Source organism: Streptomyces sp. NPDC054932 (assembly GCF_053610205.1).
On the sequence record NZ_JBSGXU010000048.1, the window covers coordinates 16,055 to 34,410 of the forward strand.

The 18,356-nt window shown below is 72.4% G+C and carries 15 protein-coding genes; 11 read left to right on the top strand and 4 right to left on the bottom strand.

The window, feature by feature from the left end:
• The first annotated feature begins 49 nt into the window (after window positions 1–49).
• The 9 genes from ACWGE1_RS15930 to ACWGE1_RS15970 all read left to right on the top strand — a co-directional run bounded on the left by ACWGE1_RS15930 (window position 50) and on the right by ACWGE1_RS15970 (window position 7,857).
• Window positions 50–1,459 carry an MFS transporter gene (locus ACWGE1_RS15930; RefSeq protein ID WP_453421092.1) on the top strand — a complete coding sequence of 470 codons (1,410 nt, stop codon included), beginning with the start codon at window positions 50–52 and terminating at the stop codon, window positions 1,457–1,459.
• Window positions 1,460–1,571: 112 nt separating this feature from the next.
• Window positions 1,572–2,429 (top strand): alpha/beta hydrolase, encoded by an 858-nt coding sequence (locus tag ACWGE1_RS15935; protein ID WP_453421093.1) that lies wholly within the window; start codon window positions 1,572–1,574, stop codon window positions 2,427–2,429.
• A gap of 36 nt (window positions 2,430–2,465) precedes the next feature.
• Window positions 2,466–2,987, top strand: coding sequence for a hypothetical protein (locus ACWGE1_RS15940; RefSeq protein WP_453421094.1), 522 nt, complete (start codon window positions 2,466–2,468; stop codon window positions 2,985–2,987).
• Between the two features lie 13 nt (window positions 2,988–3,000).
• Window positions 3,001–3,966, top strand: coding sequence for an LLM class flavin-dependent oxidoreductase (locus ACWGE1_RS15945; RefSeq protein WP_453421095.1), 966 nt, complete (start codon window positions 3,001–3,003; stop codon window positions 3,964–3,966).
• A 99-nt stretch (window positions 3,967–4,065) separates the two neighbouring features.
• On the top strand, window positions 4,066–4,827 hold the full coding sequence (locus tag ACWGE1_RS15950; protein ID WP_453421096.1) for a tyrosine-protein phosphatase: 762 nt from the start codon (window positions 4,066–4,068) through the stop codon (window positions 4,825–4,827).
• A gap of 69 nt (window positions 4,828–4,896) precedes the next feature.
• Window positions 4,897–5,841, top strand: a complete 945-nt coding sequence (locus tag ACWGE1_RS15955) for a hypothetical protein (protein WP_453421097.1) — start codon at window positions 4,897–4,899, stop codon at window positions 5,839–5,841.
• A gap of 154 nt (window positions 5,842–5,995) precedes the next feature.
• On the top strand, window positions 5,996–6,484 hold the full coding sequence (locus ACWGE1_RS15960; RefSeq protein WP_453421098.1) for a hypothetical protein: 489 nt from the start codon (window positions 5,996–5,998) through the stop codon (window positions 6,482–6,484).
• Window positions 6,465–7,295, top strand: a complete 831-nt coding sequence (locus ACWGE1_RS15965) for an inositol monophosphatase family protein (RefSeq protein ID WP_453421099.1) — start codon at window positions 6,465–6,467, stop codon at window positions 7,293–7,295. The genes ACWGE1_RS15960 and ACWGE1_RS15965 overlap by 20 nt, the downstream gene beginning before the upstream one ends.
• A 133-nt stretch (window positions 7,296–7,428) precedes the next feature.
• Window positions 7,429–7,857, top strand: a complete 429-nt coding sequence (locus ACWGE1_RS15970; protein WP_453421100.1) for a nuclear transport factor 2 family protein — start codon at window positions 7,429–7,431, stop codon at window positions 7,855–7,857.
• On the opposite strand, the gene ACWGE1_RS15975 is transcribed toward ACWGE1_RS15970, so the two are convergent.
• Entirely contained in the window at window positions 7,854–9,044 is a 1,191-nt protein-coding gene (locus ACWGE1_RS15975) for an SLC13 family permease (RefSeq protein WP_453421101.1), read from the bottom strand. The two genes, ACWGE1_RS15970 and ACWGE1_RS15975, sit on opposite strands and share 4 nt — an antisense overlap.
• A gap of 159 nt (window positions 9,045–9,203) precedes the next feature.
• Here ACWGE1_RS15975 and ACWGE1_RS15980 point away from each other — a divergent pair, with 159 nt between their 5' ends.
• Entirely contained in the window at window positions 9,204–15,056 is a 5,853-nt protein-coding gene (locus ACWGE1_RS15980) for a WD40 domain-containing protein (RefSeq protein ID WP_453421117.1), read from the top strand.
• A 66-nt stretch (window positions 15,057–15,122) separates the two neighbouring features.
• Here ACWGE1_RS15980 and ACWGE1_RS15985 read toward each other — a convergent pair whose 3' ends face one another.
• Window positions 15,123–15,713 (bottom strand): cysteine hydrolase family protein, encoded by a 591-nt coding sequence (locus tag ACWGE1_RS15985; RefSeq protein WP_453421102.1) that lies wholly within the window; start codon window positions 15,711–15,713, stop codon window positions 15,123–15,125.
• 166 nt (window positions 15,714–15,879) lie between these two features.
• Here ACWGE1_RS15985 and ACWGE1_RS15990 point away from each other — a divergent pair, with 166 nt between their 5' ends.
• Window positions 15,880–16,872, top strand: coding sequence for a GlxA family transcriptional regulator (locus ACWGE1_RS15990; RefSeq protein ID WP_453421103.1), 993 nt, complete (start codon window positions 15,880–15,882; stop codon window positions 16,870–16,872).
• A gap of 15 nt (window positions 16,873–16,887) precedes the next feature.
• Here the strand turns inward: ACWGE1_RS15990 and ACWGE1_RS15995 are convergent, their stop codons facing one another.
• Window positions 16,888–17,643 carry an anti-sigma factor gene (locus ACWGE1_RS15995; protein ID WP_453421104.1) on the bottom strand — a complete coding sequence of 252 codons (756 nt, stop codon included), beginning with the start codon at window positions 17,641–17,643 and terminating at the stop codon, window positions 16,888–16,890.
• Complete coding sequence (locus ACWGE1_RS16000) at window positions 17,640–18,224, bottom strand: sigma-70 family RNA polymerase sigma factor (protein WP_453421105.1); 585 nt, start codon at window positions 18,222–18,224, stop codon at window positions 17,640–17,642. The genes ACWGE1_RS15995 and ACWGE1_RS16000 overlap by 4 nt, the downstream gene beginning before the upstream one ends.
• Window positions 18,225–18,356 lie beyond the last annotated feature (132 nt).

Below are 18,356 nucleotides of genomic sequence, written 5' to 3' on the forward strand. Positions count from 1 at the left end.
AGAGTCGATGACGCAACACCTCGTTGCGTGATCGAAGGGATGGACGGCGATGTCGGTTGTCGAAGGTGCGCGGGTCGATACGGGGACCGGGGGGCCTGTTCGTCTGGACGGGCGTTTGAAGCTGGTTCTTGTGGTGCTGCTGGTGGCGCAGTTCATGCTGGCGGTTGATTTCTCGATTCTGAATGTGGCGTTGCCGGTGATCGGTGACGGGCTCGGTTTCTCGTTGTCGAATCTGCAGTGGATCGCGACGTCGTTCGCGTTGTGTGCTGCGGGCTTCACGTTGTTGTTCGGCCGGGTGGTGGATCTGTTCGGGCGGCGCCGGCTGTTCCTCGTCGGGCTTGCGGTGCTGGGTCTGTCCTCCCTCGCGGGTGGTCTGGCGAACAGTCCGGAGATGCTGCTGATCGCCCGTGTGTTCCAGGGTCTTGCGACGGCGGCGGTGACTCCGGCGGGCCTGTCGCTGCTGACGACCTCGTTTCCTGAGGGGCCGTTGCGTCAGAAGGCTCTGGGGTTGAACGGTGCGCTGATGTCGGCGGGGTTCACGACGGGCGCGATCCTGGGTGGTGTCCTGACGGATCTGCTGTCGTGGCGGTGGGCGTTCTTCATCAACGTCCCTGTGGCTCTGGCGGTGTTGTTCATCGCTCCGGCGGTGATCAAGGAGTCGCGTCCGTCAGTGCGTCCGAAGCTGGATCTGCCGGGTGCGACGGCGGTGACGCTGGGTCTGCTGGCGCTGATCTACGGCCTGACGCAGGCGGGTGAGCACGGCTGGGGTTCGGGTGGTGCGCTGGGGTGGCTGGCGGCGGGTGTGGTGCTGCTGGTGGTGTTCTATGCGATCGAGTCGAAGAGTGCGGCTCCGTTGGTGCCGGTGTCGGTGCTGAAGAAGAAGACGGTGGCGTGGGGCAATATCGCGGGTCTGATCGCGTTCCTGACGGAGACCAGTCTGGTGTTCCTGATGACGCTGTATCTGCAGGAGGTTCTGGATTTCTCGCCGCTGACGGCCGGGCTGTCGTTCGGTGTGCTGGGGATCGGGACGGTGATCGGTGGTTCGATCGCACCGCGGGTCATCGGAGCGACGAGCACCCGCAGCACGCTGGTCATCGGTGGTGTGCTCCAGGCGGTGGCGACGCTGAGTCTGATCGCGCTGGGTGAGACGTCCTCGAGCATGTGGCTGCTGCTGGTCGCAACGTTCGCGGGTGGTGTGGGGAACATGCTGGTGATCGTCGGGTTCATGGTCACGGCGACGACGGGTCTGCCGGATCACGAGCAGGGCATGGCGACGGGGCTTGCGACGATGACGCAGCAGGTCGGTATCACGATGGGCACGCCGATCATGTCGGCGATCGCGGCGGCCAACACCGACATTCATGCCGGGATCACGACCGCGGTCATCGTGAACACCGCGATCGTCCTGGTCGGCACCCTCACCACCGTCCTCTTCCTCCGCACCAAGCAGGCCGGCTGACGAAGTGACCGCCCCCACTAAGGCAACTCCGCCTTGTGACAGCCCTGCTGCGGCCGCGAACGTTGGCCCCGGGCCCGGCGCGAGCGCCGGCTACCGATGGAAAGGAACCCCGATGGCCACATCCACCCGACCGGCCGACGGCACCGGCCGTGCCGTCGTCAGCTGGGAGCAGGTGTCCGTCCCCTCCGCGTCCGGCCCCCTGCCCGCCCGGGTGTTCAGGCCGGGCGCCGGGTCACCGCACGGCTGGCTGGTGTGGGCCCACGGGGGCAGCTGGCGCGCCGGATCCGCCCAGGACTGGCACGGTGCCACGGCCGAGCTCGCCCGGTCGTCCGGCTTCGGCGTGGTGAGCGTGGACTACCGGCTGGCCCCCGACGTACGCCACCCGGCCATGGTCGAGGACGTCCTGTCCGCCCTGGCCTGGGCCGGGGAGCAGGACCGGCCCGTCGGCGCTCCGCCCGTCCTGGCCGTCGGCGGAGACAGCGCCGGCGGCACCCTCGCCGCCTCGGCCGCCCTCGTCTGCCGCGACCGCGGGGTGCCGCTGGCCGCGCAGGTCCTCGCGTACCCCCCGCTGGACCCCGAGTGCGCGGCCGCCTCGTACCACCGCTTTCCCGACCTGTTCCCCACGGCCTCCTACCTGAGGGCGGCCTGGCAGGACTACCGGCATCCGGGCCGGCCGGTCGCCGCGGACGGCACGCGGCTCCACAGCACCCCCTTCGAAGCCGCCGACCTGCGCGGACTCGCACCGGCCGTCCTGGCCACCGGTGACCTCGATCCCGTCAGCGACGACGTGCACCACTACGGGCGCCTGCTGCGGGCGGCCGGAGTGGAGGTCACCCTGCGGGAGTTCCGGCAGACGGGGCACGGGGCGTTCCTGCAACCCGGCCGCGGCCCGGGCGGGCGCCCGGTGACGTCGATGCGCGACTGGCTGGGACGGGCCCTGCACCTGCTGACCTCACCGAACGACACCTGAGCCTCCGTCTTCCCCGCTCACCTTCATGGAGCTGACATGACCATCTCCGACGTCCCCAACCTCGACGCCCTCCTGCGCCACTTCGCCGATCTGCGCGACGGCATCCACGGCGGCGCCGTCTCCCGGCCCGACAAGGAGGAGCACTTCCGCACCGCCGCCCGCCTGCTGGACCCGTACGCCCGCCAGGCCCTCGGTGAGCTCAACGACGAACTGCTCCTCGGGCAGGGCGTGATCGACGCCGGCGGGGTCCAACGCGCCGACGACGGCAGTCTCTTCCACGCCTGGACCCTGTGGTGGGACGAGCAGTCGGCCGCCGACATCCCGCCCGTGACGCTGTACGCGCACTACGGAGCCTCCTTCCACCACCCGCACCTGCGCGGGGCGACGGTCTCCGAATGGCCGCTGAACGTCTTCGACGACGCACAGGCCGCCGCCGAACTGCCCACCCTGCGCGCGATCGCCGCCGCGGACCTGCACAACCTGGTCTTCGAACGGGACTTCAGGATCGTGCCCGCGACCATGGCGGGCGCCACCGGTCTCCCCGCACACCAGCACTGAAAGGCGGCCCGTCATGACGAAGCTGCGACTGTCCGTACTGGACCAGACCCCGGTCGGCGAGGACCACACCGCTGACCAGGCGCTGCGCGCCTCCGTGGATCTCGCCCGCGCCGCGGAGGACCTCGGCTACACCCGCTACTGGGTCGCCGAACACCACGACTCGCCCGGCTTCGCGAGCAGCGCGCCGGAGATCCTCGCGGGCACCCTGCTCGCCCACACCTCGCGGATGCGGATCGGTACCGGCGGCGTGCTGCTGCCCCGCTACGACCCGGCGAAGGTGGCCGAGGTGTTCGGCGTACTGGCCTCCCTCCACCCGGGGCGCGTCGACCTCGGGATCGGCCGGGCCGGCGGCCCGGCCCGCGACTTCCCGCAGCGGCTGGCGGAACTGCGCGCACTGCTGGGCGCGGGCGGGGTCGTCCCGCACGCACCGGTCCCGCCGCAGATGTGGCTCCTGGGCGCGGGACGCGAGTCGGCGCGGCTGGCCGGACTGCTGGGCACCGATTTCGCGTTCGGCCACTTCTTCTCGCCGGTCGGCGGCCGGGAGGCCCTCGAGGACTACCGCGGCCAGTTCCGCACCTCCACCGGCGGCCGCGCGGGCGGTGCGCTCGCGGTGCGGGTGGTGACGGCGGACAGCGCCGGCCGCGCCGAGGAACTGGCCCAGAGCCTGCTGCTGTGGCGCGCCCGCAAGGACCTCGGCCAGGACGGCCCGCTGCCGTCGTACGAGACCACGCGCCGCCACCGCTGGACGGGCGCGGAGCTGGAGCGGGCCAAGGTGCACCGCACGGCGCTGGTCTCCGGGGCGCCGGAGCAGGTGTCCGCGGCGCTGACCGCCCTCGGCGCGGCCCACGGCGTGGACGAGCTGATCATCAACACCCTGACTTGCGACCCGGCGGACCGGCAGCGCTCGTACGAGCTGCTGGCGGAGACCTTCGCCCTCCCGGCGGCCCGCCCCGAGGCCGCGGTGGTGGGGAGCGCGTAACCGTCAGCCCCCGCCCGTTCGCAACACCGGTCGGGCGGCCTGGAGTTCGACGCCCCGCTTGCGGCATGATCATCGGATCAGAGGGCGAAGGGGGAACCGATGGACCGGCATGTCGAGTTCGAGCGGCTGCACAACTTCCGGGACCTGGGCGGCTACCGGTCCGCCGACGGCCGGACCGTCCGGTGGCGGACGCTGTACCGGGCCGACTCGCTCGGCAAGCTGGCGGGCGCCGACCGGGAGCGGTTCCTGGAGCTGGGCATCGGTACCGTGATCGACCTGCGCTATCCGTGGGAGATCGAGGCCAAGGGACGGGTGCCCGAGGCGGAGCGGCTGCGCTACGTCAACCTGAGCATCGAGCACCGGCCCTACGACCAGGCCGAGATCGACCCGGACCTCGACCCGTGGCGCTACCTCGCGGACCGGTTCGCCGAAGTCACCGAGGACGGCGCCGAGGAGATCCGGCAGGTCCTGGAGGAGATCGCCGGGGCGCCCGGCCCCGTCGTCTTCCACTGCGCCTCGGGCAAGGACCGGACCGGGCTGATCGGGGCGTTCGTGCTCACCCTGCTCGGGGTGGGCCGGGAGGACGTCCTCGCCGACTTTGCGCTCACCGAACTGGCCACCGAGCGGCTCGTCGCCGACTGGCGGGCCGCCCATGAGGGCCGGGTCATGAAGTGGCCCGGCTACGGCCGCGCCCCCGCCGTGATCATGGAGCTGGTGCTGGCCGACCTGGAGGCCGCGTACGGATCGGTGCAGGGCTACCTGGAGGAGCGGGTCCGGCTGTCGCCGGAGACGGTGGAGCGGTTGCGCGCCCGCCTGTTGACCGGCGCCCGCGAGCCGGAGGCGGACTCCCGCGCGACGTGAAGTCGCTCTGGTGGCGCCACCGGCGCATCTCCTACCATCGGAGCACGGGTGGGGGAGGGGGGTGCGTCCATGGCAGCGCACGTAGGACGGCTGGAACGCTTCGTTGCCTGGGTGCTGCGCAACGCCGACGTCGTGGTCGCCCTCTGCATCGCGATGGTGGTCGGACTCCTGGACATCTTCGGCGACGTCATCAGTGACGACGTCTCCTCCGGTGCCACCCTCGTCGTCCTCGGCCTCCTCGCGACCGGATCGATCGTGGAACGCGTGCGCCGGCCCGCGAGTATCCAGGAGGCGATGAGCGGGACCCGGCAGGCGCTGGAAGACCTCGCGATGGTGCGTTCGCTGTCGGGCAACGAGGTCGGCGAGGCACTGCGCAAGGCCCGCCAGCAGACCAACCTCTGGTACTTCAAGGGCGGTACGGGAACCTACCTGCGGGCGGTTACCCTGCCCCTGTGCGTGAGCGCCGCGAAGGAACAGCGCTCGCAGCTCAACGTGAAGATCGACATCGTCAATCCGGCCGACGAGCGGGCCTGCGCCGCCTACGCCCGGTTCCGGCAGATGTTCGGCGGGCAGCGTCGCGGCGACGACGTGTGGACCACCGACCGGGTCCGCCGGGAGTCGTACGCGACCGTGCTCGCCGCCTGCTGGTACCAGCGGCAGCTGACGACGCTGGAGATCAGCGTGCACCTGTCCGCCGCCGTGCCGACCCTGCGCTTCGACCTGTCGGAGACCTGCCTCATCATCACCCAGGACGACCAGTCGCGGGTGAACCTGCTGGTGGAGCGCGGGCAACCGCTCTACGACTACTACGTGACCGAGCTGCACCAGAGCCGTGAGCAGGCGACCGTGCTCGATCTGCGGGTCGCCTCCCCGCTCGGCCAGGAGCCCACCGTCGACGAGGTGCGCACGCTCTTCGACGACCTGCGGCTGCCCCTGCCGCGCGTCTTCACCGACAGCGACATCGGCAAGATCATCGAGAAGGCCCTGCACGCGGAGGACCCCTACAGGAGGTGATGCGCTCCGGCGCGTGCCCATGGACCAGGAGCTTGAGAGGACTCTCGTCACCCTGGAGGAAATAGCCTCCGGGAACCGGGAGTTACGCGCTGTCCGTCATCCGCTCGGATTCCTCTGCCTGCCGCTGGTGAGAGAGGGTCCGCTCGGAGTCTGTGTGCATCTCTTCGAGATCGGCAACCGTGCCGAGCCGGACGCGTCACCGATGCACGCCCACAGCTGGGAACTGCGCAGCCGCGTGCTGTACGGGCGGGTGGCCAACCTGCCGGTACGGACGAGCGTGGTGCGCGGCGGTGAGGAGGGCGCGACCCACCGGGTCTTCGAGGTGTACAGCGGGAGCGACGGCGTGGACGAGATCCGGCCGACCTCCGTCCTGGTGCGGAGCGAGCCCGGCCCCGCCCACATCAGCTCCGGCGGGGAGACCTACACCCTCGCGGCGGGAGAGTTCCACGCCACCGCCCTGGAGGGAGCCGAACCGGCGGCCACCCTGGTGCACGGGACGTCGATCCCCGGACGGCTCGACCTCTCGCTCGGCCCGCTCGACGGCCGCCCGCGCCGCACGACCCGCCGGCTGTGCGACACCGTCCAGACCGTGCGCAGCGTCCACACCGTCCTCAGGAGGATCGATGCCCAACAGCGGGCCTGATTTCGACCACGAGAGGCGGGTCGCCGTCGCCGCGGCAGAAGAGGCGGGCGGCCTGCTGCGCAGCCGTTTCGCAACGGCGCGGTGCCTGCGTACGAAGGACGGCTCCGGGGACGTGCAGGTCGACCTCGACCTCGCCGCCGAGAAACTCGTCCTGCGCCGGATACAGCACCACTTCCCGCACGACCGGATCCTGTCCGAGGAGGCCGGACTGCTCGACGCGGCGGGCGAACGCACCTGGCTGGTCGACCCGCTGGACGGCAGCAACAACGTCGCGATCGGACTGCCCACCTACGTGGTGGGAATCGGGCTGTGCCTGGGCGGCATCCCGGTGATGGGCGTGGTGCACGAGCCGGTCACCGGGGAGACCTGGCACGCGGTCAGGGGGTACGGGGCCCACGGACCGTCCGGCACGCTGCCCGGCCCCGATCGCGCCCTGCCGCGCCCCGGACCCGTCGTCGCCTGGACCCAGGGCTACGCCGTGGAACGGGGCGACGCGACGGCCGTGGCCCTGCGCGGGGTGCTGGAGCTGCGCTGCCGGCGCGTACTGCAGCTGTGGGCGCCACTGCTCGGCTGGAGCCTGCTGGCCCGCGGCACCATCGACGCCTTCGTCGGCTACCGGGCCGAGGGGGTGGACCTGCCGACCGGGGCGCTGCTCGCGGCCGAGGCGGGGGTGGAGCTGCGCACGCTGTCCGGGGCGGCGTTCAGACCCGGTTTCGCCGGGGCCGACACCGGACGAAGCTTCGTGGCGGCGCGCGGCGAGACCCTCGCGTACCTGCTGGGCGAGGTGGGGGCCGTCGCCCCGAGCGTCTAGACGGCCCGGTGCTGCGACCGTGGGGATGTCCGTCGCAGCAGCTCGTGGCGTCGGCCCGGCAGGCGATCACCGTTGTCAGACCCTCTTGTTACCGTCGCGAACCTCGAACCCGAAACGATCGAGGGCGGTCTTGATGAGCGACAACGATGTGCGGCAGTTCGGCATTCACACCTACGACCGGTGGACTGCGATGTGGAACGGTGATCTGGACCTTGCCGAGAAGATCATGGCGCCGGAATTCGTCCTGCGTTATGCCCAGGCCGGCACCGAGGCCTTCGACGATGTCCGCACTCCGCAGCAGCTCGCCGACATCATCGCGGCCTGGCACCGGGAACGCCGTGGGCTTCGCTTCGTGGCCGAGGGCGAGGCAGTCGTGGACCTCGCGCTCGTCGACGGCGCACCGACCGGCCTGGTCGCCCGCCCCTACCTCGCTTCCGTCACGGACGAGGACGCCCGAACCGTCGCCAGGAGCGGGACCGACACCCTGAGGATCACCAACGGTTTGATCAGCGAGGTGTGGTCCGTTTCCTCCGGCTCCGGCGGCCGGACCTTTTATCGCTAGGTGGTGGCGGCCAGTGCGAGCGTCGCCGCCAGTGTGCCCGCCACCGCAAGTACCAGGCCCGTGCCGAAGAAGCGGCCCAGGTCGATGCGCGTACCGTGCCAGCGGCAGCGCTCGAACCACAGCAGGGTGGCGAGCGAGGCCCACGGCGTGACGAGCGGGCCCACGTTGACGCCGATGAGCTGCGCGAGCAGCTGCTCGTGGTTGGCCACCGGAATGGCCGCCTCGCCCGCCAGGTAGGCCGGCAGGTTGTTCAGCGCGTTCGAGAAGCCCGCACCGACCGCCGCGGACCTCAGCATGCCGACGACGCCGTTGTCGGTCCCCATCGCCGCGGCGAGGATGTCGTGCAGCCCGTGGGCGTTGACCGTCTCCACCACCAGGAACATGCCCGGGACCAGGACCAGGAGCCGCCAGGGGATCAGGGAGAGGCGCAGCGTCTCCCGGCTGCGCACCCAGAAGGCCACGACGACGATCAGCGCGGCCGCCATCGACGCCGACCACAGTGGTACGTCGGCGAGCAGGATCGCCAGCAGGAACCCGGCGCACGCCACCGCGCACACCCGGAACAGGACCCGGTCCGCGGGGCGCGGCGGTGACGGAGGCGTGTAGCGGGTCTCCCCGCGGCGTCCCGGACGCCAGTAGAAACCCCACAGGCAGGCCATGGTCACCGCGATGGCCGCCAGTTGCGGCGCCCACATGGTGGCGGCCATCTCCGACGGGGTCAGCGCGACCCGGTCCGCGGCCAGCAGGTTCGTCAGGTTCGACACGGGGAGCAGCAGGCTCGCCGTGTTCGCCAGCCAGACCGTGGTCATCGCCAGCGGCAAGGCCGCGATGCCGACCCGGGTCGCCAGCGCCAGCATGACCGGGGTCAGCAGGACCGCCGTCGTGTCCAGGTTGAGGGTGATCGTGGTGACGGACGCGAACAGCACGCAGAGGCAGAAGAGGAGGGGGTACCGTCCGCGGCCCGCCCGTGCCACCCAGGTGGCGACGACGTCGAAGACCTCCGCCTTGCCGGTCAGCTCGGCCAGCACGATGACGGTCGCGAGGAAGACCACCAGCGGACCGATGCGCTCCATCACGTCCGCGGCGGGCCCGCTGGGCAGCAGCCCGGTGGCGACGAACAGCGCACCGAGCGCGAGCAGGCCACCGGCCAGCCAGTCCAGTGGATGCAGACGCCTGAGGAGAGACACGGCGAACAGGTTCGCACATACACACGCCCCGGCATCAGACGGGGCGGACGGAATCGGACAGGCCCGCCCGGGCGGGGTGTCCGCCGCGCCGCGGGAGGCATCGTCGTCCTTGACGGGACAAACCCGCCGCCGAGGGCACAGCCCTACGATGGAGTCATGATGACGGACGGGCAATTCGGCGCTCCTGCAAGAGAGTTCGACTTCTTCATCAGCTACTCCCCGGCAGACGAACAGTGGGCCGCCTGGATCGCCTGGACCCTGGAGGAGGCCGGCTACCGCACGGTGGTGCAGGCCTGGGACTTCGTACCGGGAACCAACTTCATAGACTTCATGGACCGCGGGGTCAGCGAATCCCTGGCGGTCATCGCCGTACTGTCACGCCACTACGAGCGCTCGACCTACGGTCGCATGGAATGGCAGGCCGCGCTCCGGGCCTCGCCCGAGTCGCCCGAACGGAGACTGCTGACCGTCCGGGTGGACGAGATCCCGATCGAGGGCCTCCTCGCCACGATCACCTACGTCGACCTCGTCGGCGTGGCCGACACCGAAGCGGCCCGCTCCCTGCTGCTGAACCGGGTCGGGCAGGCCGTCGACGGCCACGCCCGCCCGGGGCGCCGTCCCGGCTATCCGGGGAGCGGATCGGGCACCGTCCGGCACCCGGAGCAGCCGAACCCGGGCCAGCCGCAGCCGAGCGCGCTCGCCGGCCCCGGCTGGTCGGGTCGCCGGCGCCCTGCCAGGGCGCCGCTCTATCCGCAGGCCGCCGAGGCGGGACGCAGCGCCCAGGACGCCGTCACCGTCCTGCACCTGGCCGGACCCGACTTCGGGCGCGGCCGCGAGCCCGATGCGCTCAGCCGCCAGATCCGCGGCGACCTCATCATGCTCCGGGACGCCGGGGCGCCCGCCCCCGACCTGATGGTGGTGACCGGGGACCTGACCGCGTCCGGCAGTCCGCGCGAATGCGACCAGGCCCTCAGCTTCCTCACCGCCCTGCGGTCCCAGCTCGACCTGTCCCCCCAGCGGGTGATGGTGGTGCCGGGAGCGCAGGACGTGAACCAGGCCGCGTCCCAGGCCTACTTCCACACCTGCGAGGCCGACGAAGTGGCACCGCAGCCGCCGTACTGGCCGAAGTGGCGCCACTACACCCGGCTGTTCCGCGGCCTCTACCAGGGCCTGGACACCGTCTTCGACAGCGACCAGCCCTGGACCCTCTTCCCGGTGCCCGAACTGAGCACGGTCGTCGCCGGATTCAACTCCTCCATGGCCTACAGCCACCGCCCCGAGGAGCAGTACGGCTTCATCGGCCGCGACCAGGCCGCCTGGTTCGCCGAGGCCATGCGCCGCTACGAGGAGGAGGGCTGGCTGCGCCTCGGCGCGCTCCGCCACCCGCTCACCGACGGCCGCCGCCCCGGCGACGCGGTCGGCGGCCCGGGCGGGCTGCGGGACGCCGACACCTTCGCCCGGCTGGCCGCCCCGCGGCTGCACCTGCTGCTGCACGGGCCGACCGGTGGCCCGCGCACCGTCACCGCCGACCCCAGCCGCACCCAGCTCGCCGGCGCCGCCGGGGAGCTGCCGCTGTTCGGCTCCGCGGCCCCCGCCCGGTTCCAGCTGCTCCAGGTCGGCGCGGAGGGAGTCACCCGCTGGGACGACCGGATCACCTCCGCGTCCGTGACCGTCCCCGCGCAATGGAGGCAGACCCGACGGGTCTTCCCCGTCCCCGAACTGCCCGCCGTCATCAACGTGGAGCGCGCCACGGGACGGGCTCCCCTGGACGACCCGGCCGCCGCGCTCGCCGAGCGGGTCAAGGAGATCTGCCGGGTGCGCAGGGAAGGCGTACGGCTGCGCGACGTCCCTCGCCGCGAACCGGGCGACATGGTGCAGATCATGGCCACCTGGCAGGAGCAGGAGGACGGCGTCGTCCAGCAGCAGCGCATCGCCGTCCACCCCGGGAGCCCCACCGCGGAGGAACTGGACCGCTTCATCGCCCAGGTGCACGCCACCGACACGGGATCGGAGGCCGTCCTGGTGTACGCGGGCGACGCACCGGCCGCCGGACTTCGCCGCCGGGCCGCCGGCCACGGCGTACGGGTCAGGGTGCGCAGCTTCATCGAGTTCCAGGGCCTGCTCGACCTGCGCGGTTACGTCGCCGCCCAGACAGCCCGGCTCGTCGGCAGCGAGCAGTACGCCCCCGGCCTCTACCTCCCCCAGCGCTACCGCGACGCCGACCGCCCCGACGGCCAGGGCGGTACCGGTCAAGAACGTGACGGGCTCGTCGAGGAGCTGCTGGAGCTCCTGGAGTCCGATCACGGACGGTTCGTCCTGCTCCTCGGCGACTTCGGACACGGAAAGACCTTCGCCCTGCGCGAGCTCGCCCGCCGCATCAGCGAGCAGCTCCCGCACCTGACCCCGCTGCTGATCCCGCTCAACTCCCTCGACCGGGCGCACAGCCTCGAGGGCCTCGTCGCCGCCCACCTGGCCGGCCACGACGTCGACACCATCGACCTGCGGGCCCTGCGCTACATGCTCGCGCAGGGCCGTGTCGTCCTGCTCTTCGACGGCTTCGACGAACTGGTCAACCGGGTCAGCTACGACCGGGCCGCCGACCACCTCCAGGTCCTCCTCGACGCCGCCGTCGACAACGCCAAGATCGTCGTCAGCAGCAGGACCCAGCACTTCAAGTCGCACGCCCAGGTCCTCACCGCGCTCGGCGAGCGCGTCGGCCTGCTCCCGCAGCGCCGGATCCTGGCCGTCGAGGGCTTCACCCCGGCGCAGATCCGCTCCTACCTGGTGCGCAGTTACGGCGACGAGCGCGCCGCCGACCAGCGCTACCAGCTCCTGCGCAACATCCCCGACCTGCTGATGCTCTGCCGCAATCCCCGGCTGCTCTCCTTCGTCGCCGATCTGAGCCAGGACCAGCTGCGCGCGGTCGCCGGAGCGGGCCGGGCGCTCAGCCCCGCCCGCCTGTACGAGGACGTCTTCACCTCCTGGCTCGACCACGAGGAGCGGCGCGGCCAGGGCGGGCCCGGCGCGCCGCCCGGGCTCACCACCGACGAGCTGTGGGCGGCCGTGACCGCGCTGGCCTGGCGGCTGTGGGAGAGCGGGCGCAGCGCCCTGCGGCTCGACGAGCTGACCGAAACCGTCGCCGGCACCCTCAGCGAACTGACCGGGTCCCCGCACGCCCTCTCGCCGCTCACCCCGTCCGAGCGCGCGCAGGCGGTCGGCGCGGGCAGCCTGCTGGTCCGCAGCGACGACGGGGTCTTCCAGTTCATCCACGGCTCCGTCATCGAATGGCTGGTGGCGCGGGAGGCCGCCCGCCAGCTCGCCCGCGGTCAGCACACCCTGCTCCTCGCGCGCCCGCTCAGCCAGCTCGCCGTCGAGTTCTTCTGCGACCTCGCCGACCACGAGCAGTGCGCCCGATGGGTGCGCGAGGTCCTCGACTCGCCGGGGCGCGCGCTCAGCGAGGCGGCCCGGGCCAACGCCGTCCGGATCTCCGACCGGCTCCGGGTCCCGGCCAACGCCGATCTGCGGGGAGCCCGGCTGGCCGGTGAGGACCTCTCGCACCGCGACTTCTCCGGCGTCGACCTCACCGACGCCGACCTGACGGACGCCCGGCTGATCGGCGCCAACCTCTCCGGCGCACTGCTCCGCGACACCCGGCTGACCGGCGCCCGCCTCGACCGGGCGGACCTGAGCCGGGCCGACCTGACCGGTGCCAATCTCAGCCGGGCCCGGCTGACCCGGGCCGATCTGCGGGGCGCCCTGCTGACCGGCAGCCGCTGGCACCGGGCCGCGCTCATCGACGTGACGATGGACGACGGGGTGCGGTCGGCCCCCGAGCTCGGGACCGCCGCGATCGCCCCGGGGATGCCGGTGGACGCCGGTTTCCGGCCGTCGGCCGTCGGGGTCCCGTACGGATTCGGCATGCGCACCAGCCGCCTGCCCGAACCCATCGCCTACAGCTCCGACGGCGAACTCCTCGCGGTCGGCAGCGAGGACGGCTCCATCCTGGTCTGCGGCGCCGACGACGGCCGGGCGGTGCGCACCCTCCAGGGGCACGAAGGGCGCGTGTACGCCGTCAAGTTCCGGGCGGACGTCATCGCCACCGGCGGCTCCGACGGCGCGGTGCGGCTCTGGGACCCGGTGACCGGAGCGTGCCGGCACCACCTGCGGGTCCATCCCGACGGAGTGTGGCCGGTCTCCTTCGACGCGGACGGCACACTGCTGGCCACGGGCGACCGCGAGGGCCTGGTCACGGTCTGGGACGTGGCCACCGGCGAGCCCGTGCACCGGATGCCGGGTCACACGGCGCCCGTGTACACCGCGGTCTACGGCCCGAACGGCATGCTCCTCACCGGCGACGCGAACGCCCGGGTACGGCTCTGGGACCTGAACACGGGCCACTGCGTCCGGGAGATCGACGGCCATCAAGGGGCCGTCTACCGGGCCCGGTTCAGTCCCGACGGGACCCTCTTCGCCACCGCCGACCGGGGCGCGGCCGGGCAGGGCGGCACGGTACGGATCTGGCGCGCGGCCGACGCGCGGCTGCTGCACGAGTTCACCGGACACACCGGCCGGGTGTACGTCCTCGACTTCCATCCCGAGGGGAACCTCCTCGCCAGCGGGGACACCGACGGCCAGGTCCGACTGTGGGACCCCGTGGTCGGCACGCCCGCCGGAATCCTCGAACGGGGCACCGGTGCCGTCTATCAGGTGCTGTTCGGGGACGACGGCAAACTCCTCGCCGCCTGCGACAGCAACGGCGCCGTCCGGCTCTGGACGGTCACCGGGCGCCCGCACGGATACACCATCGCCCTCCATCCCCAGCAGCCGACCGAGCACCGCGGCACCGCCTGGGCGTGCGCCTTCCGGCCCGGCGACAGCCAGCTGCTCACCGTCGGCAACGACGGCGGCGCACAGATCTGGGACGCGGCCACCGGCCAGGGCAAACGCATCCTGCGCGGCCACGGCCGCCGGATCAGCGGGGTCGCCTTCAGCGCGGACGGCACGCAGCTCGCGACCGCGGGCAACGACGGGGTCGTACGGCTCTGGGAGACGCGTACGGGGCGGCGTACGGAAGAGCTCACCGGGCGCGGCGACCGGCTGGTGTCGGCGGCGTTCAGCCCCGTCGAAGCGATCCTGGCCACGGCCAGCAACGACGGGGACATGTACCTCTGGAACCCGCTGGGCGGCCAATACATGAGGGAGCTCGACGCCGAGACCGAGCACGTGTGGGCGGAGGCCTTCAACGCCGACGGCACCCTGCTCGCCACCGCCAACGACGACGATTCCGTCCGTGTCTGGTTCCGCCCCACGGGTTCCCCCGTGTCCACGCTGACCGAGCACCGGGGCCGGGTCCGCTCGATCGCCTTCCGCTCGGACGCCGACGTACTGGCCACCGGCTGCGACGACAGCTTCGTACGGGTGTGGGACGCCAGGAGCGGCCGCCTCGTGGAACAGCTCGGCGGGCACGCGGACCGCGTGTACGGCGTCGCCTACGGCCCGGCCGGCGCCTGGCTGGCCAGCGCGAGCTGGGACGGCAGCGCCATCGTGTGGCGGGACGGGCAGCCGGCTGCGCGGCTGCGCGGGCGCGGCGGCCGGCTGTGGGCGGTGGCCGCCCATCCGGGCCGCCCGCTGCTGGCCACCGGGGGCGACGACCGGTCCGTCGGCCTCTGGGACGCCGACACGGGCGAGCACGTCACCGACCTCGTCGGGCACACCGGCCGGGTGCTCTCGCTGGCCTTTTCCCCGGACGGTACGACGCTGGCGAGCGGCGCCGAGGACGGCACCGTACGGCTGTGGAACATCCCGGCGGACGGGGAGCCGCCGGCCCTGCGCGCGACGCTGATGGGAATGGCGGGCGGCTGGGCGGCGCTGACACCGGCCGGGGGATACAAGTACGAGGGCGACGTGGCGGGGGAGTTCTGGCACGTCGTGGGCATGGCCCGGTTCACCCCCGGGGAGCTCGACGAGTACCTGCCGGGCATCCACCGGCTGCCGCTCGGCGAGGAACTCTGACCCGCCCGGGTGCCCGGGTGCCGCCTCGCCGGGGCGGTACCCGGGCCGGGCGCGGGCCCTCGGCGCTCAGCCGAGGGACGAACCGGACGGGACGACGACCCCGTACAGATCGGCGATCGTCGCGAGGGCGCCGTGGTGGAGCTGCTCGGCGGACACGTCGGCGACCGCCGTCCGCAGCGGCCGGGTCGCGCAGGCGTCCGCGACGACGGTGGGCCGGTTGCCCCGCAGGAACGCGCCTTCCGCGGTGAAGGTCACGCACATGTGGGTCATGAACCCGATGACGATGACGTCCTTGCGGCCCGCCGCGTCGACGAGTTCGCCGAGGTCGGTGTCGACGAACGCGTTGGGGACCGTCTTGACGACCACGGGCTCGCCCGGGGCCGGAGCCACCCGGGGGTGGATGCCGCCGATGTCGGCCCGGATGTCGTACGGGCTTCCCTCGCCGCCGTCGTTCACCACGTGGATGACCTTCGCCCCGGCCTCGCGGGCCCGGCCCAGCAGCGCGGCGGCGGCGTCGAGAGCGGGCTCCCACCCCGTCAGTTCCATCACGCCCCGGGTGTAGGTGTTCTGGTAGTCGACCAGGACCAGCGTGGCACCGGCCACCGATGCCGGGGACCGGTCGAGGCCGCTCAGGTCGCGCAGGGTCGTCGCGGACATGGAAATACCCTCCTGGGGTGTCACGTCGAGAGGTCCCGGCCGCGGAGTGCGGCCGTGTTCGCAACGCTATGACCGCCCCTGAGATGTCGGCAATGTCATCCAACCTGCAGAAACCGACATACGGTGGGTGGTGACACGACCGCCGCCGCACCGGACGGAGATCCCCTTGAGCACCGTCGACCGGTTCGTCGTCGTCGTCCTCTTCGACGGCGTCGACCTGCTGGACGTCACCGGACCGCCGGAGGTGTTCGCCCTGCTGCAGCGGGAGATGGGCGATGCGTCGGGCTACCGCGTGGCCCTGGCCGCCGAGACCATGGACCCCGTCACCACCTCCGCCGGGGTCCGGATCCTGCCCGACCTCACCTTCCGGGAGGTGGCCGGCAGGAGCATCGACACCCTGCTGGTGCCCGGGTCGGTCGAGGCCGACTGCGGGGGCCGAGTCCGCGCCGTGGCCGACCCCGCCGTCGTCGACCGGGTGCGGACCCTCGCCGCCACGACCCGCCGCGTCGCATCCGTCTGCGTGGGCGCGCACATCCTGGCGGACGCCGGGCTGCTCGACGGCAGACGGGCCACGACCCACTGGTCGACCGCGCAGCAACTCGCCGACGAGCACCCCTCGATCGAGGTCGACGCGGATCCGATCTTCATCCGGGACCGGGACGTGTGGACCGGCGCCGGGATCAGCGCCTGCCTGGACCTCTCGCTGGCCCTCGTCGCCGACGACTTCGGCGAGGCCGTCGCCCTGCGCGTCGCCCGGCAACTGGTGATGTACCTGAAACGGCCCAGCGGGCAGAGCCAGTTCAGCGTCCCGCTCGAACCCCGGTCGACCACGCGGCGCATCGAGGACCTCCGCCACTACATCACGCGGAACATCGCCGAGCAGCTCACCGTCGCCGACCTGGCCGAGCAGGCCCACGTCGGCGAACGGCAGCTCACCCGGATCTTCAAGACGGAGCTGGGGACGACCCCGGCCGCCTACATCGAATCGGCCCGCGTCGAAGTGGCGCGCAACCGGCTGGAGTCCACGGACGACACCCTCGAACGCGTCGCGACCGTCTGCGGATTCAACACGACCGACACCCTCGTGCGTGCCTTCCGCCGCCGGCTCGACACGACACCGACGCAGTACCGCAACCGCTTCCGGGCTCCCGCCGGCTGACCGGCCCCCGCCGGCTCACACCGCGGGGAAGGCCAGCAGGGCCACCGGCGCCGAGGTCGGCCGCGGCGAGCCGCCGGCCGGTTCGACGGTGATGCCCATCCCCGAGGCCGCGTTGACCGGCCCGGCGAGCAGCGTGGCCGCGGCCGGGGTACCGGTGTCCATCAGACCCGCCGAGCGCATCTTCCCGCCGTCGTTGTACCAGAGCTGGTACACCTTCCCGTCGGGCGGAGCCGGCATGCCGGAGGCCGCGAAGACCGCCTGGTTGCGGGAGGCCGAGACGACCACCGTGCCCACGGCGCCGCCCCGCAGGGGCGCGGTGGTCACCCGGGCGTCGGCGGCGGCGAGGACCGCGCCGACGGCATCGTTCGCGCTGCGGGCCTGCTGCGCCTGCTGCCGGGCCTCCTCGGCCCGCTCGTACTGCGCCACCGCGACGCCGCCGAGTGCGACGGCCCCCGCGAGGCAGGCAGCGAGAGCCCAGTCCGACGACCGCCGCCAGCGGGGCCGTACGTGGCTCCCGCGGGACGCCCGCACCGCCCGGGGCGGTTCCTGGCGGACCGTCGCGATCCGGTGCAGCACCTCGTTGCGCAGCGCGGGGCTCGGCGGCGCGGCGACGGCCAGCCCGAGGCGCGCGACGGTCTCGGAGAGCTCCCGGACCTCCTGGGCGCAGGACGGGCAGTCGGCGAGGTGCCGCTCGACGGCGGCCCGTTCGTCCGGCTCCAGGGCGTCGAGCACGTACGCGCCCGTCAACGTGTGGAGATCCACGGCGTTCACAAGCCCACCCCCAGGCAGTCACGGAGCCGGATGAGGCCGTCGCGCAGTCGTGTCTTGACGGTACCCAACGGCAGGGCGAGCAATTCCGCGACCTCCCGGTAGGTCAGACCGCGGTAGTAGGCCAGCGTGACCGACTGCCGCTGCAGTTCGGTGAGACCGCGCATGCAGCGCCGTACCTGCTCGCGCTCCAGCCGGGTCTCCACCTGCTCCACCACCTCGTCGTAGGCCGCGGTGTGCTCCAGCAGCGCCGCCCGCTTCTCGCGGTTGGAGGCCGCCTGCTCGGAACGCACCCGGTCGACGGCCCGGCGGTGGGCCAGCGTCAGGACCCAGTTCATCACCGAGCCCTTCTTGGACTGGTAGCGGGCGGCGGTCCGCCAGAGCTCGACCATCACCTCCTGCGCGACCTCCTCCGACTGGGCCGGGTCCCGCAGCACGGTGCGGACGAGCCCGAGGACGGGACCGGACACGGCGTCGAACACGACCGCGAACGCCTGTTGATCACCGCGGGCCACCCGGCCCATCAGCTCGGGCAGGTCCGGAGCGGCCGACGGGGGCCGGCCTATGCGCACGTTCTCTCTCACCGGGGAGGTCCTCCAGGAGTTCTTGGTTGCACAGCTCATTCGGAGCCGTCGACCGGCCGGATGGGTCCCGGCGGACATGGGTCGGCAGTCGTGGACAGTTCTTCGAAGGCGTGTTCGGGGTGTCGCCCGTTC